The sequence below is a fragment of the Pseudomonas sp. GM78 genome, from assembly GCF_000282475.1.
Taxonomy (GTDB): domain Bacteria; phylum Pseudomonadota; class Gammaproteobacteria; order Pseudomonadales; family Pseudomonadaceae; genus Aquipseudomonas.
The window spans coordinates 1-25,882 of record NZ_AKJF01000080.1 but is presented as its reverse complement, the minus strand read 5'-3'; the positions used below and the strand labels follow the sequence as shown (position 1 = coordinate 25,882).

The 25,882-nt window shown below is 61.2% G+C and carries 25 protein-coding genes; 9 read left to right on the top strand and 16 right to left on the bottom strand.

The genetic code is table 11. From position 1 onward, the window contains the following. Positions 1-128 precede the first annotated feature (128 nt). The 3 genes from PMI35_RS18520 (at position 129) to PMI35_RS18530 (ending at position 2,067) form a co-directional block, all read left to right on the top strand. Positions 129-473, top strand: a complete 345-nt coding sequence (locus PMI35_RS18520) for a hypothetical protein (protein WP_008058751.1) — start codon at positions 129-131, stop codon at positions 471-473. Between the two features lie 343 nt (positions 474-816). Continuing rightward, the gene (locus tag PMI35_RS18525; RefSeq protein WP_008058750.1) at positions 817-1,224 is read left to right on the top strand and encodes a DUF4398 domain-containing protein; all 408 of its coding nucleotides are present in this window, start codon (positions 817-819) and stop codon (positions 1,222-1,224) included. A gap of 45 nt (positions 1,225-1,269) precedes the next feature. After that, complete coding sequence (locus tag PMI35_RS18530; protein WP_008058749.1) at positions 1,270-2,067, top strand: OmpA family protein; 798 nt, start codon at positions 1,270-1,272, stop codon at positions 2,065-2,067. 135 nt (positions 2,068-2,202) lie between these two features. Here the strand turns inward: PMI35_RS18530 and PMI35_RS18535 are convergent, their stop codons facing one another. The 16 genes from PMI35_RS18535 to PMI35_RS35640 form a co-directional block, all read right to left on the bottom strand. Next, positions 2,203-2,532, bottom strand: coding sequence for a hypothetical protein (locus PMI35_RS18535; RefSeq protein WP_008058748.1), 330 nt, complete (start codon positions 2,530-2,532; stop codon positions 2,203-2,205). After that, a complete protein-coding gene (locus PMI35_RS18540; RefSeq protein ID WP_008058746.1) occupies positions 2,529-3,443 on the bottom strand; it encodes an alpha/beta hydrolase in 915 nt (304 codons plus the stop codon). The genes PMI35_RS18535 and PMI35_RS18540 overlap by 4 nt, the downstream gene beginning before the upstream one ends. A 127-nt stretch (positions 3,444-3,570) precedes the next feature. Beyond that, complete coding sequence (locus PMI35_RS18545) at positions 3,571-4,848, bottom strand: flavohemoglobin expression-modulating QEGLA motif protein (RefSeq protein WP_008058745.1); 1,278 nt, start codon at positions 4,846-4,848, stop codon at positions 3,571-3,573. A gap of 26 nt (positions 4,849-4,874) precedes the next feature. Next, on the bottom strand, positions 4,875-5,429 hold the full coding sequence (locus tag PMI35_RS18550) for a hypothetical protein (RefSeq protein ID WP_008058743.1): 555 nt from the start codon (positions 5,427-5,429) through the stop codon (positions 4,875-4,877). Positions 5,430-5,605: 176 nt separating this feature from the next. Next, complete coding sequence (locus tag PMI35_RS18555; protein WP_008058741.1) at positions 5,606-6,322, bottom strand: TetR/AcrR family transcriptional regulator; 717 nt, start codon at positions 6,320-6,322, stop codon at positions 5,606-5,608. A gap of 99 nt (positions 6,323-6,421) precedes the next feature. Next, complete coding sequence (gene lysS, locus PMI35_RS18560) at positions 6,422-7,924, bottom strand: lysine--tRNA ligase (RefSeq protein WP_008058740.1); 1,503 nt, start codon at positions 7,922-7,924, stop codon at positions 6,422-6,424. 114 nt (positions 7,925-8,038) lie between these two features. Then, positions 8,039-9,134 (bottom strand): peptide chain release factor 2 gene (gene prfB, locus PMI35_RS18565; protein ID WP_157295629.1). Its coding sequence is split into 2 segments (ribosomal slippage): positions 8,039-9,061 and positions 9,063-9,134, totalling 1,095 coding nucleotides; the frame shifts between segments, so codons are not numbered across the junction. 92 nt (positions 9,135-9,226) lie between these two features. Then, entirely contained in the window at positions 9,227-10,228 is a 1,002-nt protein-coding gene (locus PMI35_RS18570) for a response regulator (RefSeq protein WP_008058736.1), read from the bottom strand. Positions 10,229-10,275: 47 nt separating this feature from the next. Next, entirely contained in the window at positions 10,276-11,286 is a 1,011-nt protein-coding gene (locus PMI35_RS18575; protein WP_008058734.1) for a chemotaxis response regulator protein-glutamate methylesterase, read from the bottom strand. Then, positions 11,283-13,568, bottom strand: a complete 2,286-nt coding sequence (locus tag PMI35_RS18580) for a hybrid sensor histidine kinase/response regulator (protein ID WP_008058732.1) — start codon at positions 13,566-13,568, stop codon at positions 11,283-11,285. Before PMI35_RS18580 ends, PMI35_RS18575 begins: the two co-directional genes overlap by 4 nt. Continuing rightward, on the bottom strand, positions 13,565-14,248 hold the full coding sequence (locus PMI35_RS18585) for a chemotaxis protein CheW (protein WP_008058730.1): 684 nt from the start codon (positions 14,246-14,248) through the stop codon (positions 13,565-13,567). Before PMI35_RS18585 ends, PMI35_RS18580 begins: the two co-directional genes overlap by 4 nt. Continuing rightward, positions 14,245-15,516: a CheR family methyltransferase gene (locus tag PMI35_RS18590; RefSeq protein WP_008058728.1), complete on the bottom strand. Its 1,272-nt coding sequence runs from the start codon at positions 15,514-15,516 to the stop codon at positions 14,245-14,247. Before PMI35_RS18590 ends, PMI35_RS18585 begins: the two co-directional genes overlap by 4 nt. Continuing rightward, a complete protein-coding gene (locus tag PMI35_RS18595) occupies positions 15,513-16,049 on the bottom strand; it encodes a chemotaxis protein CheW (protein ID WP_008058716.1) in 537 nt (178 codons plus the stop codon). Before PMI35_RS18595 ends, PMI35_RS18590 begins: the two co-directional genes overlap by 4 nt. Then, the gene (locus PMI35_RS18600) at positions 16,049-17,671 is read right to left on the bottom strand and encodes a methyl-accepting chemotaxis protein (protein WP_008058715.1); all 1,623 of its coding nucleotides are present in this window, start codon (positions 17,669-17,671) and stop codon (positions 16,049-16,051) included. Before PMI35_RS18600 ends, PMI35_RS18595 begins: the two co-directional genes overlap by 1 nt. 284 nt (positions 17,672-17,955) lie before the next feature. Then, positions 17,956-18,639 (bottom strand): tellurite resistance TerB family protein, encoded by a 684-nt coding sequence (locus PMI35_RS18605; protein WP_008058712.1) that lies wholly within the window; start codon positions 18,637-18,639, stop codon positions 17,956-17,958. Positions 18,640-18,767: 128 nt separating this feature from the next. Further along, entirely contained in the window at positions 18,768-18,902 is a 135-nt protein-coding gene (locus PMI35_RS35640) for a hypothetical protein (protein WP_274517853.1), read from the bottom strand. A gap of 363 nt (positions 18,903-19,265) precedes the next feature. Between PMI35_RS35640 and PMI35_RS18615 the strand changes: the two genes are divergently transcribed. The 6 genes from PMI35_RS18615 to PMI35_RS18640 form a co-directional block, all read left to right on the top strand. After that, a complete protein-coding gene (locus PMI35_RS18615) occupies positions 19,266-20,180 on the top strand; it encodes a LysR family transcriptional regulator (protein ID WP_008058709.1) in 915 nt (304 codons plus the stop codon). A 131-nt stretch (positions 20,181-20,311) separates the two neighbouring features. Beyond that, positions 20,312-21,769, top strand: a complete 1,458-nt coding sequence (locus PMI35_RS18620) for a gamma-aminobutyraldehyde dehydrogenase (RefSeq protein ID WP_008058707.1) — start codon at positions 20,312-20,314, stop codon at positions 21,767-21,769. An 83-nt stretch (positions 21,770-21,852) separates the two neighbouring features. Continuing rightward, complete coding sequence (gene ydcS, locus PMI35_RS18625; RefSeq protein WP_008058706.1) at positions 21,853-23,004, top strand: putative ABC transporter substrate-binding protein YdcS; 1,152 nt, start codon at positions 21,853-21,855, stop codon at positions 23,002-23,004. A gap of 232 nt (positions 23,005-23,236) precedes the next feature. Next, positions 23,237-24,274 carry an ABC transporter ATP-binding protein gene (locus PMI35_RS18630; protein ID WP_008058705.1) on the top strand — a complete coding sequence of 346 codons (1,038 nt, stop codon included), beginning with the start codon at positions 23,237-23,239 and terminating at the stop codon, positions 24,272-24,274. A gap of 1 nt (position 24,275) precedes the next feature. Beyond that, positions 24,276-25,223, top strand: a complete 948-nt coding sequence (locus PMI35_RS18635) for an ABC transporter permease (RefSeq protein WP_008058704.1) — start codon at positions 24,276-24,278, stop codon at positions 25,221-25,223. Continuing rightward, positions 25,213-25,882, top strand: a 670-nt coding sequence (locus PMI35_RS18640) for an ABC transporter permease (RefSeq protein ID WP_008058702.1), incomplete at its 3' end; no start/stop codon positions are given. The genes PMI35_RS18635 and PMI35_RS18640, both read left to right, overlap by 11 nt.

Here is a 25,882-nt window from a genome sequence, read left to right as displayed (position 1 = left end):
CAAGACGACGAAGGGACTTTAAACCTTTGCCGTTGAAGCTAGTCTCATCAATAAGCCGTCCAACGGCTGTCGCCGGCACCTGCCGGACATTCCCCGCCTGCCAGGAGCAGGAGCGCAATGAGGTTATTATGAAAATCCGCGAGCTTGCCAACCACTGGGAAGAAAATGCCAAAGGTCGCCTGACCGACACAGGCTATTCGATTCATCTGGACGTGGAGGCTGCCGCACGGCTTGCGGCGATAATCGAGATGTACCCCAAGCGGCATCCCGAAGAACTGCTGGGCGAACTGATCGGGGCCGCCCTGGAAGAACTGGAAAAAAGCTTCCCCTATGTAAAAGGTACGACCGTAGTGGCCACTGACGAGGAAGGTGATCCGCTGTACGAAGACATCGGCCCTACCCCACGTTTTCTTGCCTTGTCCCGTCGTCACTTGCACGACTTGTCGGCGGCTGACGATAAGCAGAAACACTGATTTCTCCCCTGATCCCCTGCGATCCCCTGTAGGAGCGAGCCTGCTCGCGATGGACTTCAAGACGCCGCGTTTATTCAGCAGTAACGCGCTTCCGTTGACGACCATCGTCGGAACGCCGCACGGAGCCGGCTCGCTCCCACAATGGCCAATTCCTCGCTCTAGCGCCCCCCAGTTCACTGCATCCAAGTTTTTTCGGTAGCAGGCTAATTTCTCTGAACTTTCAAAAAAAGCCTCGGGTCAACCCAGTAACCACGCCTGGGACGGCCGTTTCAAAACGCCTTGTGAAATACGGTTTCGGCGCTTTGCCCAGGATGGATGTTCACGTTGCTCAGGAGTTAGCCCAATGGAGTTGAAAACGATGAAAACCCGAACTGGCAAATCCTCTTCCCTGCACGGCTTGAAAATGACGGCCCTGGCCATCGGCTCCGGCCTCGTGCTCGCCGGTTGCGCCAGCAACCCGCCCACCGAGCAATTCGCCGTCACCGAGTCAGCGGTCAACAACGCCGTCAGCGCCGGTGGTACCGAATTCGCCGCGGTGGAAATGAAGGCTGCGCAGGACAAGCTCAAGCAAGCCGAAATCGCCATGCACGACAAAAAGTACGATCAAGCCAAAACCCTGGCCGAACAGGCGGAGTGGGACGCTCGCGTGGCCGAGCGCAAAGCCCAGGCGATGAAAGCCGAACAGTCTGTGAAGGACTCTCAGAAAGGGGTTCAAGAACTGCGTCAGGAAAGCCAGCGCACCGTTCAGTAACGGCGCGGCATGACGTATTTCTTACTCTATTAAAAGGACGAAACCATGAATTACAAACAAGTGATGATCCCTGCCCTGCTGGCCGCCAGCGTTGCTTTGGCCGCATGCTCCACGCCACCGAACGCCAACCTGGAACAAGCCCGCACCAATTACTCCGGCCTGCAAGCCAACCCACAGGCGAGCAAAGTCGCGGCGCTGGAAACCAAGGAAGCCAGTGAGTACCTGGACAAGGCCGACAAGGCTTATCTGGATAAAGAGGACCCGGCCAAGGTCGATCAGTTGGCCTACCTGACCAACCAGCGTGTGGAAGTGGCGAAACAGACCATCGCCCTGCGCACCGCCGAAGCCAACCTGAAAAACGCTTCCGCACAACGGGCCCAGGCGCGTCTGGACGCGCGCGACCAGCAGATCAAACAGTTGCAGGACAGCCTCAACGCCAGGCAAACCGATCGCGGTACGCTGGTGACCTTCGGTGATGTGCTGTTCGCCACCGACAAGGCCGAGCTGAAATCCAACGGCCTGATGAACATCAACAAACTGGCGCAGTACCTCCAGGAAAACCCGGACCGCAAAGTGATTGTCGAGGGTTACACCGACAGCACCGGTACCGCGTCGCACAACCAGTCGTTGTCGGAACGTCGCGCCACCTCCGTGCGCACGGCACTGGTGAAAATGGGCGTCGATCCAACGCGCATCGTTGCCCAGGGTTATGGCAAGGAGTATCCGGTAGCGGACAACACCAGCGTTTCGGGGCGGGCCCAGAACCGTCGGGTGGAAGTGACCATTTCCAATGACAACCAGCCGGTGATTCCGCGTTCGGCTGTCAGCTCCAATACACAGTAAGCCGTCGTTGCACAAAAACCTGTGGGAGCCAGCCTGCTGGCGATAGCGGTGTATCAATCAACATCAATGTTGAATGTTCAACCGCCATCGCCAGCAGGCTGGCTCCCACAGTTGAATTCCACAGTTGAATTCGGTTTATTGCTCAAGCTTCTGCGGCGTTTCCTGGCCCATGCAACGCACGGCTTTTTTCTTGCTGTTGACCAGCACGCCCGTCAGGCCTTTCTGTTCGGTATCAAACAGCACCAACACGCCATCAATGCACTGCGCCACTTGCGCCGCCGGCTCCAGGGAGACTTTGTAGTCTTCGCCCGGCACGGTCTTGAGCATGGTGAATTCGTTGAGCAGCAACGCATCCTCTGGCTTGGCGAAGTGCAGGTAGCCGTACCACCACAGGGCTCCGACGGTGCCGAGGATGCTGCAGATACCGGTGATGATCAGCGGGATGGCGTTACGTTCTTCACTCATTGCGGGCTCTCTGGTGGTTCTTCTTCAGAAGGTTCGGGCGCCGGGTAATTGGGGATTTCACCCAGGCGGCGCAGGCCGTTGAAATGCTGCGGGTCATCGAGATAACGCAGCATGACTTTGCGCCAGACCGGGTCGGCGAATGTCTGCACGTGACCGCCACGGGTCAGTTGCAGCACTCTGGGCGGCGGCGCAGCTTGATACAGACGGATGCCGTTGGAAAGAGGCACGAGCGGATCGTCGATGCTGTGGTAGATCAGTTTTGGCACGCCATTGAGTTGAGCCATGGAGTTGATCGCACTGTCGCCATCGGGCACCAGCCAGGACAGCGGCACCTGGAATGCCCAGAACACCCATGAATTGCTCAGCGCATAGCGACCGACACTGCGGTAACTGGCAGGTACACCGTCGAGCACAACCGCCTTGAGCTGTTTTTGCCGCTCGGGGTGTTGCACGAGGTAGTGAACCGCCATCGACCCGCCCAGGCTCTGACCCAGCAGGATCAGCGGCTTGCCCTTGACCTCGGGGGCCTGGTCGAGCCATTTGAACGCGGCGTCGATGTCCTGGTAGATCGCCGGCAAGCTCGGCTCGCCCTCGGACAAACCGTAGCCGCGATAATCCACCAGCAGCACCTGGTAACCCTGTTTAGGCAGCCACCAACTCCCGCCCAGGTGCATGGGAAGGTTGCCGCCGTTGCCGTGCAGGTGCAGCACCGTGCCTTTGACCTCGACGCCTTTTTTCGCCGGCAGCCACCAAGCGTGCAGCTTGAGGCCATCGGTGGTGGTCAGGGTGATATCGCGGTATTCGAGCTTGGCTTTTTCCGGAGTGAACAATTGGCCAGGTTCGGGGTAGAACAGCAGTGAACTGCAACCGTTCAAGGCCAGGAGAAGACAGAGGATGCCGAGGAGTTTCATCCGGTGAAACCTCGCGAAATAGGGGGTGAAACGCTGTCCCTGTAGGAGCAAAGCTTGCTCGCGATGGCGGTGTGCCGGGTGATATACATGTTGAATGTGATACCGCCATCGCGAGCAAGCTTTGCTCCTACAGGATGTTGGAGTAATCCGCCTCGATCCGGTCCAGGCTCAGGTGGTTGAGGAAGTTGGAGAAGCACATCCACGCCGACAACGCGTTCATGTCACGGAACTGTTCCGGCAGGTACTTGGGCGGTACCACCAGGCCTTCATCCACCAACTGGCGCAAGGTGCGCATGTCTTCCAGGGTGGTCTTGCCGCAGAACAACAGCGGGATCTGCTCCAGCTTGCCTTTGCGCACCGCCAACTGAATGTAGTTGTAAATCATGATGAAGCCCTTGAGGTAGGACAAGTCTTTGGTAAATGGCAGACCTGTCGGCACCGAGCCGCGGAACACGCGACTGGCGTTGCTGTAGCTCTCGGGCATTTCGAAGCCTTGCTCGCGGAAGAACTCGAACACCTGCAGGAAATCCGCGCCCTCCTCGACCATGTGAATGGCCCGCGTGCGGTTGGTCAGTTTGCGCAGGCGGCTCGGGTAGGAGGCAAAGGTGATGATTTCCATCAGGATTGCCAGGCCTTCCTGGGTCACCGTGGACGAGGGCGGCCCCTTGGACAGGAAGGTGCAGATCGGCTGGTTCAAACCGTTTAGGGTGGTGCCGACGTGCACCAGGCCTTCATGGACTTCCAGCGCCCGCACGTCACGATCGTTGAACATCGCGTCGGCGCGGATCTTGATGTAGTCGGCGCCCGCCGCCGCATCGGCGACGATGCCGTCAGACTCGAACACCCGAATGGTTTCCTCGGCTTCGCCGAACACCTTGTTCAGGCGGTGTTGCAGCAGGCTGACGGCATCCTTGGCGGTCAACGTCTTGGGCTCATCCTTGAGGTCGCCACGACCGTCGATGTTGTTCAGGTATTCGGACAGCATCATGCCCAGGTCGGACAGGGTCGGGTCGCCGGCATGGAAGGCGTCGGAGGCGGCGCCATAGAGCTCCTGGGAAATCAGGCCGAAATCCTCGGTGCCGCGCGCTTCGAGCATGCGCACCACCATCCGGTATTCCTTGCACATGCGGCGCATGATCTGCCCGACCGGGTTGAACTGGCCAAGCTGGCGGGTGATGTCGCGTTCGATGTTCTGGAATTCCAGCTTGACCTTGCTGGAATCGAAGGCCAGCGGACGGTTGAGGTAGTAGTCACGGTCCACCGCCGGCATTTCCTTGCCCTTGGCCTTGAGGAAACCCTTGCGGATGTTGTCGTCCCACTTCACCGCATCGAGGACGCGAATCGGCGTCTGCGCCAGCACAATGCGATCGGACAAAATGCGTATCGACTGCTGGTAATCGTCCACCCGGAACTCCTGTTGAAACCTGTTGATTATTGGGCCTTGGCCTGGCGCTGGTAGCGGACCGCTTCGACGAACACATCGGAGTTGGCGGGATCGTCGAGGTAGGCCGATACCTGGTCCATGTTGCTGTCGATCAACACACCCTCGCCGTCGTCGGTCTGGAAGCCTTCGCCACTGAGAACTTTCTGCCCAAGCGCCTGCTTGATCTGCTCGAGGTCGAGGTTGTACACCACCAGTTCACGCTTGTCGGTGAGCTCGAACCCGGCAATGGTGAAATGCCCGCCGAATTGGGCCGGCACTTTCGCCGAGAAATACCAGCGGCTACCGTGGTGAGACAGGGTGAAGGGGTAGGCTTCGCGCTCCCTGGGCCTGGCCTTGAAGTAGCTCACCGCCTGATAGCGATTGTCGCCGACACGCGTCAACTCCAGGTTCAGCGGTTCACCCCAGGCGTTGGTGCTGCTCCACTTGCCGAGCAACCCTTTAGGTGCGGGCTCATTGGTGGGCAGCGGCTCCTTGAAGGTCACCAGGCAGCCACTGAGTAGCAGGAACGACAAGGCGATCACTACGGCACGCCAGACTCTCATTCAACACTCCCTATGAATACACCTCACCCAAAGTGATCACCGGCCACTGTGGGAGCGAGCCTGCTCCGGGCGGCGTTCCGACGAAGGCGGAGTGTCAGGCAACAAAGATGTTGAATGTCAGACCGTATTCGCGAGCAGGCTCGCTCCCACAGGGGTTATGCATACACCCCAGGGGATTAAACCGAAGCCAGCACCAAGTGCATGTAACGCTTCAGTATGCCGAGCATTTCCTCTTCGGCGTCCGGCTCGGCGTCGTTGAGCAGGCCCTGATATTCCATCCGTCCGATTATCGCCGTCAACACTTTGGCATCCTGTTGTGGCTCGCGAGAGCCCAGCACCTGGAAAAGCTGGCAGGAGCCCTGCAGCAGGATTTGTTGATGGGAGCGCACCAGTTCGGCCAGACGCGGGTTCAACAGCGCTTCCTGGCGGAACGCCTGCTCGGCCATCAGGTGCTCACGACGGGTGATCAGTTGCCGGTGAACGTAGTCGGTCATCAACCGCGCAATGTCGTCCGCCAGTTTTGATCGAGCCTGCGCACTGCCATCGCCACTGGCGATCATGTCGCGCAGCAGGCCCTCGTTGTTCACCCATAGCTTGGCCATGTAGGCCGCGCTGCGCTCCACGTATTGGGCGAAGGTATCGGTGAGCAGGTCATCGATATCCTTGAAATAGTAAGTGGTCGCCGATAACGGCACTTGCGCCTCGGCAGCCACCGCACGGTGCCGCACCGCCCGTACGCCATCACGCACGACGATGCGCATCGCGGCATCGAGAATGTCCTGTCGACGTTGCTCGCTGCCCTGCCGGCTGGCCTTGCGGCCCTGGTACTGAACACTTTCAGCGACCGCAGTGGCGATACCCGCTGCACCTTCTTGAGCCATTGCACGATTCACGACAGGTCTTTCCTCTCAGATGAAACTAACAAGTTGATACGTTTGTACCAGACAGGCAATAAAAAGCCGCCTGAAAAGGCGGCTTTTTAATTAAAACACTTACGCTTGCGGCCGCATGTGCGGGAACAGGATCACGTCGCGGATCGACGGTGAGTTGGTCAGCAACATCACCAGGCGGTCGATGCCGATGCCTTCACCCGCCGTCGGCGGCATGCCGTACTCCAGCGCGCGAACGAAGTCGGCGTCGTAGTGCATGGCTTCGTCGTCGCCGGCGTCCTTGTCGGCCACCTGGGCCATGAAACGCTCGGCCTGGTCTTCCGCGTCGTTCAACTCGGAGTAGGCGTTGGCGATTTCACGACCACCGATGAACAGCTCGAAACGGTCGGTGACGTTCGGGTTCTCGTCGTTGCGACGGGCCAGCGGCGACACTTCGAACGGGTACTGGGTGATGAAGTGCGGCTGTTCCAGCTTGTGCTCGACCAGCTCTTCGAAAATCATCACCTGCAGCTTGCCCAGGCCTTCGAAGCCCAGCACCTTGGCGCCGGCTTTCTTGGCGATGTCGCGGGCCTTGTCGATGTCGTTCAGGTCGTCAGCGCTCAGCTCAGGGTTGTACTTGAGGATCGAGTCGAACACCGACAGACGCACGAACGGCTCGCCGAAGTGGAACACCTTGTCGCCGTACGGCACGTCGGTGCTGCCCAGGACCAGCTGTGCCAGCTCGCGGAACAGTTCTTCGGTCAGGTCCATGTTGTCTTCGTAGTCGGCGTAGGCCTGGTAGAACTCCAACATGGTGAATTCAGGGTTGTGACGAGTCGAGACGCCTTCGTTACGGAAGTTGCGGTTGATCTCGAACACTTTCTCGAAGCCGCCAACAACGAGGCGCTTGAGGTACAGCTCAGGCGCGATACGCAGGAACATTTCCATGTCCAGCGCGTTGTGGTGGGTTTCGAACGGCTTGGCTGCCGCGCCGCCTGGAATGGTCTGCAGCATCGGCGTTTCCACTTCCAGGAAGTCACGCTTCATCAGGAAGCTGCGGATGTGGGCGATGACTTGCGAACGCACGCGGAACGTCTGGCGCACATCTTCGTTGACGATCAGGTCAACGTAGCGCTGGCGATAGCGCTGCTCGGTGTCGGTCAGGCCGTGGTGCTTGTCCGGCAGCGGGCGCAGGGATTTGGTCAGCAGGCGCACGTTGGTCATTTCAACGTACAGGTCGCCTTTACCGGAACGGGCCAGGGTGCCTTCGGCGGCAATGATGTCGCCCATGTCCCAGGTTTTCACTGCGGCCAGGGTGTCTTCGGACAGGGTCTTGCGATTGACGTAGACCTGGATGCGTCCGGTCATGTCCTGGATCACCATGAACGAGCCACGGTTGAGCATGATGCGACCGGCAACCTTGACCGGGATTGCAGCCTCTGCCAGCTCTTCCTTGGTCTTGTCCGCGTATTGCTTCTGCAAGTCCTGGCAGTAGTTTTCGCGGCGGAAGTCGTTAGGGAAGGCATTGCCCTTGGCGCGCTCGGCAGCAAGCTTTTCCTTGCGCAGGGCGATCAGGGAGTTTTCTTCCTGTTGCAGGGCTTGCGGGTCGAGTTCTAGGTCGCTCATGTCTTTAAATATTCCATCAGGTTCGTTGCCCCCGGGCCTTACGGCCCGAGGATCGCCAGCAGGGCTGGCTCCTACAGGGATCGGGTTGAATCAGCCGATGCTGTATTGCGTCTTTTACAGCCCGGATTTCAGGCTGGCTTCCAGGTATTCGTCGATGTCGCCATCGAGCACCTTGTCGCAGTCGCTGCGTTCGATGTTGGTGCGCAGATCCTTGATCCGCGACGCATCGAGCACGTACGAGCGAATCTGGTGACCCCAGCCGATGTCGGACTTGGTGTCTTCCAGCGCTTGCGACGCGGCGTTGCGTTTCTGCATTTCCTGCTCGTACAACTTGGCCCGCAGCATTTTCATGGCGGTGTCTTTGTTGGCGTGCTGGGAACGTTCGTTCTGGCAGCTGACCACGGTGTTGGTCGGTACGTGGGTGATACGTACGGCCGAGTCGGTGGTGTTTACGTGCTGGCCACCGGCACCGGAGGAACGATAGGTGTCGATTCGCAGGTCGGCCGGGTTGATCTCGATTTCCACCTTGTCGTCGATCTCTGGCGAGACGAAAACCGCGGAGAACGAAGTGTGACGGCGGTTACCGGAGTCGAACGGGCTCTTGCGCACCAGGCGGTGTACGCCGATTTCGGTACGCAGCCAGCCAAAGGCGTATTCGCCCTTGATGTGCACGGTCGCGCCCTTGATACCGGCGACTTCACCGGCCGACAGTTCCATGATGGTGGCGTCGAAGCCACGTTTGTCAGCCCAGCGCAGGTACATCCGCAACAAGATGTTGGCCCAGTCCTGGGCCTCGGTGCCACCGGAACCGGCCTGGATGTCCAGGTAGGCGTTGTTCGGGTCCATTTCGTGGCTGAACATGCGGCGGAATTCAAGTTTGGCGAGGTTTTCCTCAAGACGGGCCAGCTCGGCGACGACATCGCCCACTGCGCCTTCGTCGTTTTCTTCGACGGCCATGTCCAGCAGGTCGCGGCAATCGGCCAGACCGGTGTTCAGTTCGTCGAGAGTCTCGACGATCTGCGCCAGCGCAGAGCGCTCGCGGCCCAGTTCCTGGGCGTATTCAGGCTTGTTCCAGACACTCGGATCTTCAAGCTCGCGATTGACTTCGGTCAGGCGCTCATGCTTTTGATCGTAGTCAAAGATACCCCCGAATAGTTTCGGAGCGCTCGGACAGGTCCTTGATGGTGTTAAGGATCGGGTTGATTTCCATGGCGGGCAGCACTCGTTGGCGAACTTTTGAAAGCCGGCGAGTATAACGGCAAACGGCCTGGAACGGCAGTCCGCTTGGCCGAAAAGGCCTGCCTACGCGATGCCCACCTGATTGCGCCCATTGTTCTTCGCCAGGTACAACCCCTTGTCCGCTGCAGAGATCAATTCACGGCAACTGCTGCCGGCTGTCGGGATGACGGTCGACAGGCCGATGCTGATGGTCAGGCTCGATCCTTCGGTCGGGGCAATATGCGGGATCTTCAGCGCCGCCACGGTCATGCGCAGCTTTTCCGCCACCAGCCGCGCACCGCCCTGTGAGGTGTTGGGCAGTACCAGGGCAAATTCTTCGCCGCCGTAGCGGGCCGGCAGGTCGGAAGGCCGGGAGCTGGCGTCGCGGATCGCCGCAGCGACCTGGCGCAGGGCTTCGTCGCCTTCCAGGTGGCCGAAGGTGTCGTTGTAGGTCTTGAAGTAGTCGACATCGATCATCAGCAACGACAATTGGCTCTGCTCACGCAGCGAGCGGCGCCATTCAAGCTCCAGGTATTCATCGAAATGCCGACGGTTCGACAGCCCGGTCAGGCCGTCGGAGTTCATCAGGCGTTGCAGCACCAGGTTGGTGTCGAGCAACTGCTGCTGGCTGACCCGCAAGGCGCGGTAGGCCGCATCACGCTGCAGCAACGTCATGTAGGAGCGCGAGTGATAGCGAATGCGCGCCACCAGCTCGATGTTGTCCGGCAGCTTGACCAGGTAATCATTGGCCCCGGCCGCGAACGCCGCGCTCTTGATCAGCGGGTCTTCCTTGGTCGACAGGACGATGATCGGGATGTCCTTGGTCGCCGGGTGATTGCGGTATTCGCGCACCAGGCTCAGGCCGTCCAGGCCGGGCATGACCAGGTCCTGCAGGATCACCGTCGGCTTGATGCGCACCGCATGGGCAATGGCCTGGTGCGGGTCGGCGCAAAAGTGGAAGTCGATGTTGTCTTCGTTCGACAAACCACGTCGTACTGCCTCGCCGATCATGGCCTGATCGTCCACCAACAGCACCATGGCGGCGTTTTCGTCAGTCTTGAAGTCGTCGAGCTGTAAATCAGTCATGTGCGTTCACCTGAATACTACTTGGGCCAGGATTGCGGTTGAGAGGGTCATTTGGGGAAAATCTCCAGCAATCGTGGCGCTATCTTTTCCAGCGGGCGTATTTCCACGGCGGCATCGATGGCCGCTGCCGCCTTCGGCATGCCGTACACCGCACTGCTCTGCTGGTCCTGTGCGATGGTCAGGTAGCCCTGCTGGCGCAAGAGTTTAAGCCCTTGTGCCCCATCACGCCCCATGCCGGTCAGCAAAACGCCGACCGCATCGCCATTCCAGTAACTGGCCACGCTCTCGAAAAACACATCGATAGAGGGCCTGTAGATCTCGTTGACCGGTTCGGCCGTGTAGGCCAGCGTGCCGTTTTTCAACAAACGAATATGGTGGTTGGTGCCCGCCAGCAGCACGGTGCCGCTTTGCGGCGGCTCGCCCTCCTGGGCCAGGCGCACGTTCAGGCCGCTGGCGCTGCCGAGCCATTCGGCCATGCCGGCGGCGAATACCTGGTCAACGTGTTGCACCAGCACGATGGCCGGGGAAAAGTCCCGGGGCAGCCCTTTGAGCAGGAGTTCCAGCGCTGCCGGCCCGCCAGCCGACGAACCGATGGCGATCAGGCTCTGGCGTGAGCCCGAGCTGCGCGTCGGACTCGCTGCGGACCGCTCCCGATTGCCCTTATCGCCAATCAGCCAGCCAATGTTCATGATCTTGCGTAACAGCGGTGCCGCCGCTTCCTGGGCATTGCCCGCGCCGAGGGCCGGCGTGTCGACCACATCCAGGGCGCCATGGCCCATGGCCTCGAACACCCGATGCACGTTCTGCTGGCGATCGACAGTAACGATCACGATCGCGCAGGGCGTTTCAGCCATGATGCGCCGGGTGGCTTCGACACCGTCCATCACTGGCATGATCAAATCCATCAGGATCAGGTCTGGTGTCTGTTCGGCACACTTTTGTACCGCCTCCCGACCATTGCCCGCGACCCAGATCACCTGGTGTGCCGGCTCGAAAGCCAATGCCCGGCGCAAGGCCTCCACAGCCATTGGCATGTCGTTGACGATTGCTATCTTCATGCCCGTGCTCCTCCAATGAGCTCAACCACTGCATCGAGCAGGGCGTCGTCGTGAAAACTGGCTTTGGCTAGATAATAGTCGGCCCCGGCGTCCAGTCCACGACGACGGTCTTCTTCACGATCCTTGTAGGACACCACCATCACCGGCAGCGATTGCAGGCGATTGTCCCGGCGCAACAACGACACCAGCTCGATGCCGTCCATGCGCGGCATGTCGATGTCGGTGATCAGCAGGTCGAAATCCTCCGAACGCAAGGCATTCCAGCCATCCATGCCATCGACCGCGACGGCCACGTCATAACCCCGATTGAGCAACAACTTGCGCTGCAGCTCACGCACGGTCAGGGAGTCGTCGACCACCAGGACCCGCTTGCGGGGCGCTTCGACGGCCTGATTGGCGTGGCGCGCAATGCGCTCCAGGCGCCCGGTGTTGAGTAATTTTTCCACCGAACGCAACATGTCTTCGACGTCGACGATCAACACCACCGAGCCGTCGTCGAGCAAGGCGCCGGCGGAGATGTCCTGGACCTTGCCCAGGCGTTCATCCAGGGGCAACACGACCAGGGTGCGTTCACCGATGAAGCGCTCGACCGCAACGCCATAAATCGCGTCGCGCTCACGGATCACCACGACTTTCAGGGTTTGCTGGCTGCCTTGGCTCGCCGGACGCTGCAGCAATTGGCTGGCGGCGACCAGCCCGACATGCCGGCCTTCATGCCAGAAATGCTGACGGCCCTCGACCTGCACGATATCCGCCGGCTCCAGATCGCACATGCGTTCGATATGGGCCAACGGGAAGGCATAGGCCTCGCCGCCGACGTCCACCACCAGGCTGCGCACCACCGAAAGGGTCAGTGGCACCTCGAGATGAAAGCGACTGCCCTCGCCCGTCGTCTGCTCCAGCACCACCGCGCCACGCAACTGGCGGACCATGTGCTGCACCGCATCCAGGCCGACGCCGCGCCCGGAAACTTCGGTGACCGTATCGCGCAGGCTGAAGCCGGGCAGGAACAGGAAGGTCAGCAGTTCCTCTTCGCTCAATTGCGCGGCGGTATCGGCCGGGGACAATTGGCGTTCGACGATGCTGCGACGGACCTTTTCCAGATCGACACCGTTACCGTCATCGCTCAGCTGCAGCACCAGCAATCCGGCCTGATGGGACGCGCGCAGCCGGATCAGGCCCTCCGCCGGTTTACCCGCCAACAGCCGTTGTTCCGGGGTTTCGATACCATGATCGACGGCATTGCGCAGCAGGTGCGTCAGTGGCGCCTCAAGCTTTTCCAACACGTCGCGATCGACCTGGGTCTTCTCGCCCTCGACCTCCAGCCGCACTTGCTTGCCGAGGCTACGACCGAGGTCGCGGACCATCCGTACCTGCCCCGTCAACACATCGGCGAACGGCCGCATGCGACACGCCAGGGCGGTGTCGTACAACACCTGCGCGCGCTGGCTGGCCTGCCAGGCGAATTCATCCAGTTCGGCGTTTTTTTCCACCAGCAACTGCTGGGACTCCGCCAGGAGCCGGCGTGCATCCTCGAGGGCTTCCCGGGCTTCGAGGCTCAGCGCTTGCTCCTTGAGATGCACGTTGAGATTTTCCAGCGCCCGCAGGCTGTTGCCCTGCATGCGCTTGAGCCGCTGCATGGTGGCCAGGTGCGGTTTGAGCCGCAGGGTTTCCACCAGGGACTTACTCGACAGATCGAGCAGACTGTTCAAGCGTTCAGCGGTGACCCTCAGCACCCGTTCGCCGTTTTCGGTGGTGCGCCTGGCCTTTTTCGGAGACACCGCCAGCGGTTCGACGGGGGCCGCAGGCTCTTCGATCACGGGTGCGGGTGCTTCGATTTGCAGCGCTGCCATCACCGGCTCGGCGGGTGCCATGCTCGGTACCGCGGCCGCCATCGGATCGAGCAAGCGCCCCATCAATGCGACATACGCTTCGATGTCCGCAGGCCCCGGCGCACTGTTCGGTGTCGCGATGCGCATCAGCAGGTCGGTGCCTTGCAGCAATGCATCAACGTGTTCCGGGCGCAGGTACAGGCGCCCTTCCTGGGCACTGACCAGGCAATCTTCCATGACATGGGCGACGCTGACGCCGGCATCGACGCCGACGATCCGGGCCGCGCCTTTGAGCGAATGCGCCGCGCGCATGCACGATTCGAGATGGTCCGCCTGGGTCGGATCACGCTCCAGCGCCAACAGGCCTGTGCTGAGCACCTGGGTCTGGGCCTCGGCTTCCAGGCTGAACAGCTCCAGCAAAGAGGAGTCGCGCATTTGCTCGGGGGTCATGTGAGGCTCCGGGTCACGGCGGACATCAACTGCTCTTCATCCAGCCAGCGCAGGCTGCGACCTTTGAACTGCAGCACGCCACGGGTGTACTTGGCACTGGCCTGTGCGCCAGAGCGGGACGCTGCCTCGAGGATGCGTTCGTCGATGGCATGAATCCCGTCCACTTCGTCTACCGGTACCACTACGGGACCGCCGTGGGCGGCGATGATCAGCATACGCGGCATGACCCGTACGCCTGCGGCCACGCTGCTGTTGCTATCGAGCCCCAGCAACTCAACCAGAGACAGGCACGCCACCAACGCACCCCGCACATTCGCCACCCCGAGCAAGGCCCGGGAGCGTTGATGCGGCAACGAGTGAATGGTTTGCAACGGCGCCACTTCCACCAGGCTGCGAGTGGCCAGGCCCAGCCATTCTTCGCCGAGACGGAACATCAGCAGCGAACGGGTTTTCACCTCGCTCTCGACGGCAACGGACGCTGACGCGCGGTCTTCCTGCTGCAACGCGTAGCGATCCAGCAGGCGCGTGGCGGCCGCCGAATACACCGCGCAATTGCGGCAATGAATGTGTTCGATCAGCAGAGGGCAGGACTTGTCGCCGTGAATACCAATGCGGTTCCAGCAGTCGTCGATGGCCTGGGCATCGTCATGGGTGACGCTCAAGGAGTCGGAGGCGATCATCGTTTACGCTCACTGTCTGCGGCGCGCTCGCTGCGGGCGGCGCGATCCTGCAATCGTCTGGCGCCTGCCGTATCGCCCTGTGATTGCAGCAAGGCAGCCAGGTGCATCAACGCGTCGGCATGTTGCGGTTCAAGGTACAACGCCTTGCGATAAAAACCCTGGGCTTCGAGGACGCTGCCGGCGACATCGCTGAGCAGTCCCAGCCAATAAAACACCTGGGCCACCGGTTCATGGTGGCGTAGATAGTTATCGCAGGCGGCACGGGCTTCGGCGCTTCGGCCTTCGTTGGCCAGCGCGGCGACGTTGGCCAGCAGCGCGGCGGCGTCGGATTTGCTCGGTGCAGCCGAGTGCGATGTCGGCGTAACGCTGGCGAACGGGCGGCGTGGAGTCGGCACCGGGGCGATCCTGCGCACGGGTTGCGGCACCGGCAACGGTATGGGTACGAATGTCGGTAGAGGCTCGGGCTCTGGTGCGCTATGGCGACTGAAGGCAAAGGATTGCGGTATTCCAATCGAGCGCATGCCCAGGCGCCCCAGCAGGCTACCCTCCGCCGGGCCGATAAACAGTACCCCATCAACATGGGTCAAGCGCTTGAGCACCTCGAAAACCTGTTTTTGCGTCGCCAGGTCGAAGTAGATCAGCAGATTGCGGCAGAACACGAAGTCATAGGGCGGCTCGTTGGCGAGCAAGGCTGGATCGAGCAGATTGCCGACCTGCAGGTGCACCTGTTCCAGCACCCGGGGACTGAGTCGATAGCCGTCATCTTCGGCGGTGAAATGGCGCTCGCGAAACGCAATGTCCTGACCGCGAAACGAATTCCTGCCGTACAGCGCTCGCCGGGCTTTTTCCACCGACAACGGGCTGACGTCCATGCCTTCGACCTTGAACTGGTGCGGCTTGAACCCGGCATCCAGCAGCGCCATGGCAATCGAATAAGGTTCTTCGCCGGTGGAGCACGGCAGGCTCAGGATTCGCAGGGCGCGCATGTTGTTGAGCTCAGCCAGGCGCCTGGTCGCCAGTTTCGCCAGGGTGGCGAAGGATTCCGGGTAACGGAAAAACCAGGTCTCGGGGACGATCACCGCTTCGATCAGCGCCTGCTGCTCGTCGCTTGAACACTGCAAGGTGCGCCAGTACTCGTCGGCCGTCTGCGCCTGGGACGCGGCACTGCGCTGACGCACTGCACGCTCGATGATCGCCGGGCCGACAGACGTCACGTCGAGGCCGATGCGCTCCTTGAGGAAATCGAAAAAGCGCTGGTCGCTGCTCATTGCCACTGCTCCAGCGATGCCGGGTCCAGGGGTGGCGTGGGGTACAACAGCGCCCGCACCTGATCGTCCAGCAGATCGGCCACCCGCACCCATTGCAACAAACCCTGGGCATCTTCACGCACGGGCCCCAGGTATGGCGCCTGGGGATTGTCCAGGCCATAGGGCTGGAAATCCGCCGGATTGCAACGCAAGGTGTCGGTAGCCCGTTCCAGGATCAACCCGAGCAATTGCGCCGGGGCGGTTGCATCCGGGCGGTAATGCACCAGCACCAGGCGCGTACTGGTGCGCGCCTGCGCGGGCGTGCCAAAGGTCAATGCGCTGAGGTCGATGACCGGCACCACCGCGCCGCGATAGGCCAATACCCCGGCGACCCAGTGCGGCGCCTGGGCAATCGGCTTCAATGGCAGGCGCGGTAGCACTTCCGCCACCTCGATCGCCTGCAAGGCATACCGCTCGTGACCGATGCGAAACACCAGGAACAACGCATGCGCCGCCTGCTTCACGGCAGTGCGCTTGGCCGTGAGTTCGCTCATCAGACTTTGAATCGCGAGACGCCGCTGCGCAGCCCTACGGCCACCTGGCTCAGCTCGTCGATGGCAAAACTGGCCTGGCGCAGGGATTCGACGGTCTGGCTGCTGGCATCACCCAACTGCACCAGCGCGTGGTTGATCTGCTCGGCACCGGTGGCCTGGGCCTGCATGCCTTCGTTGACCATCAACACCCGCGGCGCCAGCGCCTGGACCTGATGGATGATCTGCGACAACTGTTCGCCGACCTGCTGCACCTCGAACATGCCGCGGCGCACTTCCTCGGAGAACTTGTCCATGCCCATCACACCGGCCGACACCGCCGATTGAATCTCGCGCACCATCTGTTCGATGTCGTAGGTGGCGACGGCGGTCTGGTCTGCCAGGCGCCGGACTTCGGTGGCGACCACGGCAAAACCGCGACCGTATTCGCCGGCCTTCTCGGCTTCGATCGCCGCGTTGAGCGACAACAGGTTGGTCTGGTCGGCAACCTTGACGATGGTCACCACCACCTGGTTGATGTTACCGGCCTTCTCGTTGAGGATCGCCAGCTTGGCGTTGACCAGGTCGGCCGCGCCCATCACCGAATGCATGGTCTCTTCCATGCGCGCCAGGCCCTGTTGCCCGGAACCGGCAGCCACCGAGGCCTGGTCGGCGGCGGTGGACACTTCGGTCATGGTGCGTACCAGGTCACGGGAGGTGGCGGCGATTTCCCGGGAAGTCGCACCGATTTCAGTGGTGGTGGCCGCCGTTTCGGTGGCGGTGGCCTGCTGTTGCTTGGACGTCGCGGCGATCTCGGTGACCGATGTGGTCACTTGCACCGACGAGCGCTGGGCCTGGGACACCAGGGAGGTCAGCTCGGTCATCATGTCGTTGAAGCCGGTTTCCACGGCACCGAATTCGTCCTTGCGCTCAAGATTGAGACGCGAGCTCAGGTCGCCCGTGCGCATGATTTCGAGGATATTAACGATACGATTCATCGGCGCCATGATGGCGCGCATCAGCAGCAGGCCGCAAAGGCCGGCGGCCAATACGGCGAACACCAGGGAAATGCCCATGATGATCTTGGCGGTGAGCACCGCATCGTCGATGGCCGCCACAGCCTGGTCTGCCACTGCCTTGTTATGGCGCAGAATATCACTGAGCTTCATTCGACCCGCTGTCCAGACCGGGGTCAGCTCCTCGTTGAACATCCTGATGGCGTCGGCGTCCTGATTGCGTTTATGCAAGTCGGTAACGGCGAGCAGGATCCGGTGGTAGTCCGCATGGAATTTTTCAAAAGCGGCATACTCGGCCTTGTCTTCATCCGTCGTGATCGTCGCCCGATAAAGCTCCATCTGCTCTTGCAGGCGCGCGGAGAAGCCATTGAAGTCCGCCGCATCCTTGGCGGTGAAGCCCTGCCCCTGTTCCAGCCCCAGCATTTCCAGCATCCGCAGATAACTGTCGGACCAGGCGCCGCGAACCATCGAGCTGTAATACAAGCCTGGCAGCGCGTCATCACGCACGCTGGCTTCGCTGGTCTCGATCTTCAACAACCGCGAATACGAGACGACTACCATCAGCAACATGATGGCGATAATTACCGCAAAGCTCGCCAAAATGCGTTGGCGCAACGTCCAGTTCTTCACAGTCAGTCCTCGGGGGCATTTCGAAATGCGGGGAGTATAGCCGAGGGCGCTGTTTCATTTATAAGACGGTTGCGCACCACTTCTCATCCCGCGGAAAAAGCCAGGATGGGCTTTTGGGTGGGGATTTTCCGATATTGCTCGGGAAGTGTGCCAGTGGCATTTCGCAGGAAAGGGACCGTGGATTGGCCATTGAGGGATTGGGTGCGACTGAAATTGCTATCGCGAGCAGGCTCGCTCCCACATTGACCGCGCACAACCTGTGGAAGCGAGCCTGGCCTGAAACCTTACATCGAAGCTTGGCGAACCTGCTTCTCCAGCTCGGCCTTCAACCCCGGTTCCAGCTTGAGTTGCCGCGCCAGTTCATCGAGGTAGGACTTCTCCATGAAGCTCTCCTCATCCACCAGCATCACACTGGCGATATACATTTCGGCAGCCATTTCCGGGGTGCTGGCGGCGCGGGCGACCTCGCTCGGGTCCAGCGGCTTGTTCAGTTCGGCATGCAGCCAGTGTCGCAGTTCCTGATCGTTGTCGAGCTTGCTGAACTCGCCTTCGATCAGCTCGCGTTCGCGCGCGTCGATATGACCGTCAGCTTTGGCCGCGGCCACCAGGGCCTTGAGAATCGCCTGGCTGTGCTGCTCGACTTGCGCTGTCGACAAGCGATCCAGGGTTTGCGGCTCGGTCCTCGGGGCTGTGCCCTGCTGGGCCTGCCAGTTGCCGTAGGCCTTGTAGGCCAGCACGCCCAATGCGGCGAGGCCGCCATACACCGCGACCTTGCCCCCGACCTTGCGCGCTTTCTTGTTACCCAGCAGCAGGCCCATGGCCCCGGCCGCCAGGGCCCCGCCGCCCGCACCGGAGAGCAGGCTGCCGATGCCACTGTTCGACCCCTTGCCCTGCGTCGCGCCGGTGTTTTTTTGCAACAAATCCTGGCCCGACTTGAGCAGCTGGTCGAGCAATCCACGGGTGATCATTTTCCGCCTCCACAAAAGGGTTCAACCGCACACTAAGGCCATCAGACTAGATCGAAAGTGCCCGACGACTCCCTGCGGGTTTGCTTCCAGATGTTACTGGGGCGGCAGAGTCCCCGGGGCGGTGATGCTCAGGGATAGGCCAGGGTTATCCGATAGTTGCCCGAAGTGATCGGTCTGGATGCGGCGTCCACCAACATGTACTGCCCGTCATTGATCAGCAATCGCGCCGGGACGGGTGGTGAGTCGAGCGAACTGACAGTCAACACTGGCTCCATGCTTCGGGCACTGACCGGGTCTCCTTGCGCGCTCCCCGGACAGCCACGCAACGCAAGCCCCCGGCCGGTAACAGAGACTTTGCATGGTGCCTCCACGATTGCCCCCTGGAAATGGATGATCGGCGCAGACGCAAGGCAACTTCCTGCCAGGCCAAGCGACAGTCCCAATGCCATAGACATTTTCCTGATACTCATCCCGCCCCTCCCAGTTCAAAGATTGTGAAGTCCCAAGAGTAGTCGGCAAAAAACCGCAAATGATTAGCTTGCCCAACACTACGGCTCAGGCATCCCATCGAAAAAAAAGATATACACTCAAAAAAATCTATAAAACCGCCCACCCGGTACGGCCTCATGATGACCCTGCGTCAAATCCGTCATTTCATTGCGGTGGCCGAGACCGGCTCGATCTCCGCCGCCGCGCAAACCGCATTCATTTCCCAATCCACCCTGACCCTGGCGATCCAGCAGCTCGAACAGGAAATCGGCGTCGGCCTGTTCAATCGCCACGCCAAGGGCATGACCCTGACCCATCAGGGGCATCAGTTCCTGCGCCAGGCGCATTTGATCCTGGCCACCGTGGACAACGCCAAGCGCAGCCTGCAACAAAGCACCGACCAGGTGGCCGGGCAATTGATCGTCGGGGTGACCAGCCTGGTGGCCGGTTATTACCTGGCGGACCTGCTCACGCGCTTCCAGCGCGCCTACCCCAACGTCGAAATCCGTGTGATGGAAGACGAACGCCCTTACATCGAACACTTGCTGGTCAGCGGCGAGATCGATGTCGGCGTGTTGATCCTCTCCAACCTCGAAGACCGCCACGCCCTGCAGACTGAAGTGCTGACCCATTCACCCCATCGACTGTGGCTGCCGGCCCAGCATCCGCTGCTGGAACACGACAGCATCAACCTCGCCGACGTGGCCCGTGAACCACTGATTCAATTGATCGTCGATGAAATGGATCGCAACGCCCAGCGCATGTGGACGGCTGCCTCCCTGCAACCTCGCATCACTTTGCGCACCGCCTCGACCGAAGCGGTGCGCAGCCTGGTGGCGGCCGGCCTGGGCGTGTCGATCCAGCCCGACATGACATATCGCCCCTGGTCACTGGAGGGCGACATCATCGAAGCGCGGCCGATTGCCGACCTGAGCCAAACCCTCGATGTCGGCCTGGCCTGGCGCCGCGGTACGGCGCGTCCGGCACTGGTCGACCCGTTCCTGACCGTCGCCCGCGAGCAGCCCCACGGCGGGCGCAAGCCATCTATTTAATCGAACGCCACCTTCAGTATTTAGAATTTGTCGACCTCGGGTCTGCGCACTAGTCTTGTCGTATCTATATAAGACGGCCAGCCCCGGTCACAGGGAGCAGCATGGCCACACAAGAAAAGAGAACCCGAAGAATGGCTGGCGCACAGACCCCATTGTTCACCGCATTGTTGATCGAAGGTGAATTAGTCGCAGGGCAAGGCCGTGTCGAGGCAATCCTCAACCCGGCCACAGGCGAAGTGTTGACGCACATCGCCGAAGCCAGCACCGAACAAGTCGAAGCCGCCATCCTCGCCGCGCACCGCGCCTTTGCCGGCTGGTCGCGGACCACGCCGCAGCAGCGCTCGAACCTGTTGCTCGATATCGCCAACGCCATCGAAAAAAACGCCGACCTGCTTGCCCGTCTCGAATCCTTGAACTGCGGCAAGCCGTTGCACCTGGCCCGCCAGGACGACCTGAGCGCCACGGTCGATGTGTTCCGCTTTTTCGCGGGTGCCGTGCGCTGCCAGACCGGCCAGCTCAGCGGTGAATACCTGCCGGGCTACACCAGCATGGTGCGGCGCGATCCGATTGGCGTGGTCGCATCGATTGCACCGTGGAATTACCCGATCATGATGGCGGCGTGGAAAATCGCCCCGGCCCTGGCCGCCGGCAACACCCTGGTGTTCAAGCCCTCGGAGCACACGCCCCTGTCGATCCTGGCGTTGGCCCCGGCGCTGGCGGAAATCCTGCCGCCCGGCGTGATCAACATTGTTTGCGGTGGCGGTGAAGGCGTCGGCAGTCATCTGGTCAGCCATCCCAAGGTGCGCATGGTGTCGCTGACCGGCGATATCGTCACCGGGCAGAAAATCCTCCAGGCCGCGGCCAAGACCCTCAAGCGCACGCACCTCGAACTGGGCGGCAAGGCGCCGGTGATCGTCTGCAACGATGCCGACATTCAAGCGGTGGTCGAAGGCGTGCGCACCTACGGCTATTACAACGCCGGCCAGGACTGCACCGCCGCGTGCCGGGTGTATGCCCAGGCCGGCATTCACGACCGCCTGGTGGCCGAACTCGGCGCGGCGGTCAGCAGCCTGCGTTTCGCCGGTAAACGCGATGCCGACAACGAGATTGGCCCGCTGATCAGCACCCGCCAGCGCGACCGCGTGGCCAGTTTTGTCGAGCGCGCCCTCGGCCAGCCACATATCGAACGGGTGACCGGTGCGGCGGTGCATTCCGGAGCCGGCTTCTATTACCAGCCGACGTTGCTCGCCGGTTGCAAGCAAGGCGATGAAATCGTCCAACGCGAAGTGTTCGGGCCGGTGGTCACCGTGACCCGATTCGATCAACTGGAACAGGCGGTGGATTGGGCCAACGACTCGGAATACGGCCTGGCCTCGTCGGTCTGGACGCAGAACCTCGACAAGGCGATGCAGGTTGCCGCGCGGTTGCAGTATGGCTGCACCTGGATCAACAGCCATTTCATGCTGGTCAGCGAGATGCCCCACGGCGGGCTCAAGCGTTCGGGTTACGGCAAGGACCTGTCCAGCGACTCGCTCCAGGACTACAGCGTGGTGCGGCACATCATGGCCCGCCACGGGCAGCATCTCTGACTACGCTAATAACAAGCCGCCAACGGCATGCTTCACCACGTTCACTACTGCCCCGACCATAATTTGAAGAAGAGGGAAATCCCATGTTCGTGCACAAGACCGCACTGCTCAGTGCAATCACCACCGCGCTGCTGGCCAGTGTCAGTGTCCACGCCGCCGAGCCGTTGAAGGCTGTCGGTGCCGGCGAAGGCCAGCTGGATATCGTGGCGTGGCCCGGCTACATCGAACGTGGTGAAAGCGACAAGGCCTACGACTGGGTGACCGGTTTCGAGAAGGAAACCGGCTGCAAGGTCAACGTGAAAACCGCTGCGACCTCCGATGAGATGGTCAGCCTGATGGCCAAGGGTGGTTATGACCTGGTGACGGCGTCCGGCGACGCCTCCCTGCGGCTGATTGTCGGCAAGCGCGTGCAGCCGATCAATACGGCGTTGATCCCGAACTGGAAGAACCTCGACCCGCGCCTCAAGGATGCGCCGTGGTACGTGGTCAACAAGCAGACCTACGGCACTCCGTACCAGTGGGGGCCAAACGTGTTGATGTACAACACCAACGTATTCAAGACCGCGCCCGACAGCTGGGGCGTGCTGTTCAACGCGGAGAACCTGCCGGACGGCAAGCCGAACAAGGGTCGCGTGCAGGCCTATGACGGCCCGATCTACATCGCCGACGCGGCGCTGTACCTGAAATCCGCCAAGCCGGAACTGGGCATCCAGAACCCCTACGAACTGACCGAAGCGCAGTACAAGGCCGTGCTCGATCTGTTGCGCGCGCAACAGCCGTTGATCCACCGCTACTGGCACGACACCACCGTACAAATGAGTGATTTCAAGAACGAAGGCGTGGTGGCGTCCGGGGCCTGGCCGTATCAGGTCAACGGCCTGGTCAACGAGAAACAGCCAATCGCCTCGACCATCCCGAAAGAAGGCGCCACCGGGTGGGCCGACACCACCATGCTGCACACCGAGGCCAAGCACCCGAACTGTGCGTACAAGTGGATGGACTGGTCGCTGCAACCGAAAGTCCAGGGTGACGTGGCGGCGTGGTTCGGTTCGTTGCCAGCGGTACCGGCAGCGTGCAAGGAAAGTGAACTGCTGGGTGCCAAGGGCTGCAAGACCAACGGTTTCGACAACTTCGACAAGATCGCCTTCTGGAAAACCCCGCAGGCCGAAGGCGGCAAGTTCGTGCCGTACAGCCGCTGGACCCAGGACTACATCGCGATCATGGGCGGTCGCTGATCCTTGAAGTGAAGTAGATCCCTGTGGGAGCGGGCTTGCCCGCGATGGCGGAGTGTCAGGCGACACAATATTGACTGTGCTGACGCCATCGCTGGCAAGCCAGCTCCCACAGTTGATCACATCTGTTGCCACTGCCGAGCAAGGCATCCGGCTGTAGTTGATCGTTACCCGTTTTTTCAGAAGTCCAGGCAGGGCCGCTGCGACGGCCTTCGTCTTTTTGGAGCACCGCACCATGACGCTTGCAGTCCAGTTCACCAACGTTTCCCGTCAGTTCGGCGAAGTGAAAGCCGTTGACCGGGTTTCCATCGACATCCAGGACGGCGAGTTTTTCTCCATGCTGGGGCCTTCCGGCTCGGGCAAAACCACCTGCCTGCGCCTGATCGCCGGTTTTGAACAACCGAGCACGGGTTCCATTCGTATTCATGGCGAGGAGGCCGCCGGCCTGCCGCCGTACCAGCGTGACGTGAACACCGTGTTCCAGGATTACGCGCTGTTCCCGCACATGAACGTTCGCGACAACGTCGCCTACGGCTTGAAAGTCAAAGGCGTCGCCAAGGCCGAACGTCTCAAGCGTGCCGAGGAAGCCCTCGACATGGTCGCCCTCGGCGGCTACGGCGAGCGCAAGCCGGTGCAGCTCTCCGGCGGCCAGCGCCAGCGTGTGGCCCTGGCCCGCGCCCTGGTCAATCGCCCACGGGTGCTGTTGCTCGACGAACCGCTGGGTGCGCTGGATTTGAAGCTGCGCGAGCAAATGCAGGGCGAACTGAAGAAGCTGCAACGCCAGCTCGGCATCACCTTCATCTTCGTCACCCACGACCAGACCGAAGCGCTGTCGATGTCCGACCGCGTCGCCGTGTTCAACAAGGGTCGCATCGAACAGGTCGACTCGCCGCGCAACCTGTACATGAAACCGGCGACCACCTTCGTCGCCGAATTCGTCGGCACCTCCAACGTGATCCGCGGCGACCTGGCGCGGCAGTTGAGCGGCAATCCGCAGCCCTTTTCGATTCGCCCGGAACACGTGCGTTTCGCCGAAGGTCCACTGGCCAGCCACGAGATCGAAGTCAGCGGCCTGCTGCACGACATCCAGTACCAGGGCAGCGCCACCCGCTACGAACTGAAGCTGGAAAACGGCCAGACCCTGAACATCAGCCAGGCCAACAATCAATGGCTCGATACCAGCGCCCAGCACCAGACCGGCCAACGCCTCAGCGCCCGCTGGGCCCGCGAAGCGATGATCCCGCTGCACGACACCCTGACAGGCGGGATGTGACATGAGCACCCTGGCTGTTTCCCAAACCTCGTCGGGAGGCTCGGCGTTGCGCAGGTTTTCCAACCTGCTGTATCGCCGGCCGAACCTGTACCTGTCGATGCTGCTGGTACCGCCGCTGCTGTGGTTCGGCGCGATCTACCTGGGCTCGTTGCTGACGTTGCTGTGGCAGGGCTTCTACACCTTCGACGACTTCACCATGGCGGTCACTCCCGACCTGACCCTGGCGAACTTCGCCGCGCTGTTCCAGCCATCGAACTTCGACATCATCCTGCGCACCCTGAGCATGGCCATCGTGGTGTCCATCGCCAGCGCCATCGTCGCGTTCCCGATTGCCTACTACATGGCGCGTTACACCACGGGTAAAACCAAGGCATTTTTCTACATCGCGGTGATGATGCCGATGTGGGCCAGCTACATCGTCAAGGCGTACGCCTGGACCCTGCTGCTGGCCAAGGGCGGCGTGGCGCAGTGGTTCGTGCAGAACCTGGGGCTGGAACCCTTGTTGCAGTTCGTACTGGGCATTCCGGGGGTCGGCGGCAGTACCTTGTCGACCTCGCACCTGGGGCGCTTCATGGTATTCGTCTACATCTGGCTGCCCTTCATGATCCTGCCGATCCAGGCGTCGCTGGAGCGCTTGCCGCCGTCGCTGCTGCAAGCCTCCGCCGACCTCGGTGCCAAGCCACGCCAGACCTTCATGCAGGTGATTTTGCCGCTGTCGATTCCGGGGATTGCCGCAGGCTCCATCTTCACCTTCTCGCTGACCCTGGGCGATTTCATCGTGCCGCAACTGGTCGGCCCGCCGGGGTACTTCGTCGGCAGCATGGTGTATGCCCAACAAGGTGCGATCGGGAACATGCCGATGGCTGCAGCCTTCACCCTGGTGCCGATCGTGCTGATCGCCATCTACCTGTCCATCGTCAAACGACTGGGGGCCTTCGATGCACTCTGAAAAGGCTTCATTAGGCCTGCGCATAGCAGCCTGGGGCGGACTGGTGTTTCTGCACTTCCCGATCCTGATCATCTTCCTGTACGCCTTCAACACCGAAGACGCGGCGTTCAGCTTCCCGCCCAAGGGATTCACCCTGAAGTGGATCGGCGTGGCGTTCTCGCGGCCCGACGTGCTGGAAGCGATCAAGCTGTCGCTGCAGATCGCCTCGATTGCCACGCTGATCGCCATGGTGCTTGGCACACTGGCGTCGGCGGCGTTGTACCGACGGGATTTCTTCGGCAAGCAAGGCATCTCGCTGATGCTGATCCTGCCGATCGCCCTGCCGGGGATCATCACCGGGATCGCGCTGCTGGCGACCTTCAAGACACTGGGCATCGAACCGGGGATGTTCACCATCATCGTCGGCCACGCGACCTTCTGCGTGGTGATCGTCTACAACAACGTCATCGCCCGCTTGCGCCGCACCTCCCATAGCTTGATCGAAGCCTCGATGGACCTCGGCGCCGATGGCTGGCAGACCTTCCGCTACATCATCCTGCCGAACTTAGGCTCGGCGTTGCTGGCCGGCGGCATGCTGGCGTTCGCGCTGTCATTCGACGAGATCATCGTCACCACCTTCACCGCCGGCCACGAACGCACCCTGCCGTTGTGGCTGGTCA

Excerpts from the sequence above, each read along its gene's own strand:
- PMI35_RS18520 (WP_008058751.1), top strand. The coding sequence starts at position 129 with ATGAAAATCCGCGAGCTTGCCAACCACTGGGAAGAAAATGCCAAAGGT.
- PMI35_RS18525 (WP_008058750.1), top strand. The coding sequence starts at position 817 with ATGGAGTTGAAAACGATGAAAACCCGAACTGGCAAATCCTCTTCCCTG.
- PMI35_RS18530 (WP_008058749.1), top strand. The coding sequence starts at position 1,270 with ATGAATTACAAACAAGTGATGATCCCTGCCCTGCTGGCCGCCAGCGTT.
- PMI35_RS18535 (WP_008058748.1), bottom strand. The coding sequence starts at position 2,532 with ATGAGTGAAGAACGTAACGCCATCCCGCTGATCATCACCGGTATCTGC.
- PMI35_RS18540 (WP_008058746.1), bottom strand. The coding sequence starts at position 3,443 with ATGAAACTCCTCGGCATCCTCTGTCTTCTCCTGGCCTTGAACGGTTGC.
- PMI35_RS18550 (WP_008058743.1), bottom strand. The coding sequence starts at position 5,429 with ATGAGAGTCTGGCGTGCCGTAGTGATCGCCTTGTCGTTCCTGCTACTC.
- lysS (WP_008058740.1), bottom strand. The coding sequence starts at position 7,924 with ATGAGCGACCTAGAACTCGACCCGCAAGCCCTGCAACAGGAAGAAAAC.
- PMI35_RS18570 (WP_008058736.1), bottom strand. The coding sequence starts at position 10,228 with ATGACTGATTTACAGCTCGACGACTTCAAGACTGACGAAAACGCCGCC.
- PMI35_RS18575 (WP_008058734.1), bottom strand. The coding sequence starts at position 11,286 with ATGAAGATAGCAATCGTCAACGACATGCCAATGGCTGTGGAGGCCTTG.
- PMI35_RS18580 (WP_008058732.1), bottom strand. The coding sequence starts at position 13,568 with ATGACCCCCGAGCAAATGCGCGACTCCTCTTTGCTGGAGCTGTTCAGC.
- PMI35_RS18585 (WP_008058730.1), bottom strand. The coding sequence starts at position 14,248 with ATGATCGCCTCCGACTCCTTGAGCGTCACCCATGACGATGCCCAGGCC.
- PMI35_RS18590 (WP_008058728.1), bottom strand. The coding sequence starts at position 15,516 with ATGAGCAGCGACCAGCGCTTTTTCGATTTCCTCAAGGAGCGCATCGGC.
- PMI35_RS18595 (WP_008058716.1), bottom strand. The coding sequence starts at position 16,049 with ATGAGCGAACTCACGGCCAAGCGCACTGCCGTGAAGCAGGCGGCGCAT.
- PMI35_RS18605 (WP_008058712.1), bottom strand. The coding sequence starts at position 18,639 with ATGATCACCCGTGGATTGCTCGACCAGCTGCTCAAGTCGGGCCAGGAT.
- PMI35_RS18615 (WP_008058709.1), top strand. The coding sequence starts at position 19,266 with ATGATGACCCTGCGTCAAATCCGTCATTTCATTGCGGTGGCCGAGACC.
- PMI35_RS18620 (WP_008058707.1), top strand. The coding sequence starts at position 20,312 with ATGGCTGGCGCACAGACCCCATTGTTCACCGCATTGTTGATCGAAGGT.
- ydcS (WP_008058706.1), top strand. The coding sequence starts at position 21,853 with ATGTTCGTGCACAAGACCGCACTGCTCAGTGCAATCACCACCGCGCTG.
- PMI35_RS18630 (WP_008058705.1), top strand. The coding sequence starts at position 23,237 with ATGACGCTTGCAGTCCAGTTCACCAACGTTTCCCGTCAGTTCGGCGAA.
- PMI35_RS18635 (WP_008058704.1), top strand. The coding sequence starts at position 24,276 with ATGAGCACCCTGGCTGTTTCCCAAACCTCGTCGGGAGGCTCGGCGTTG.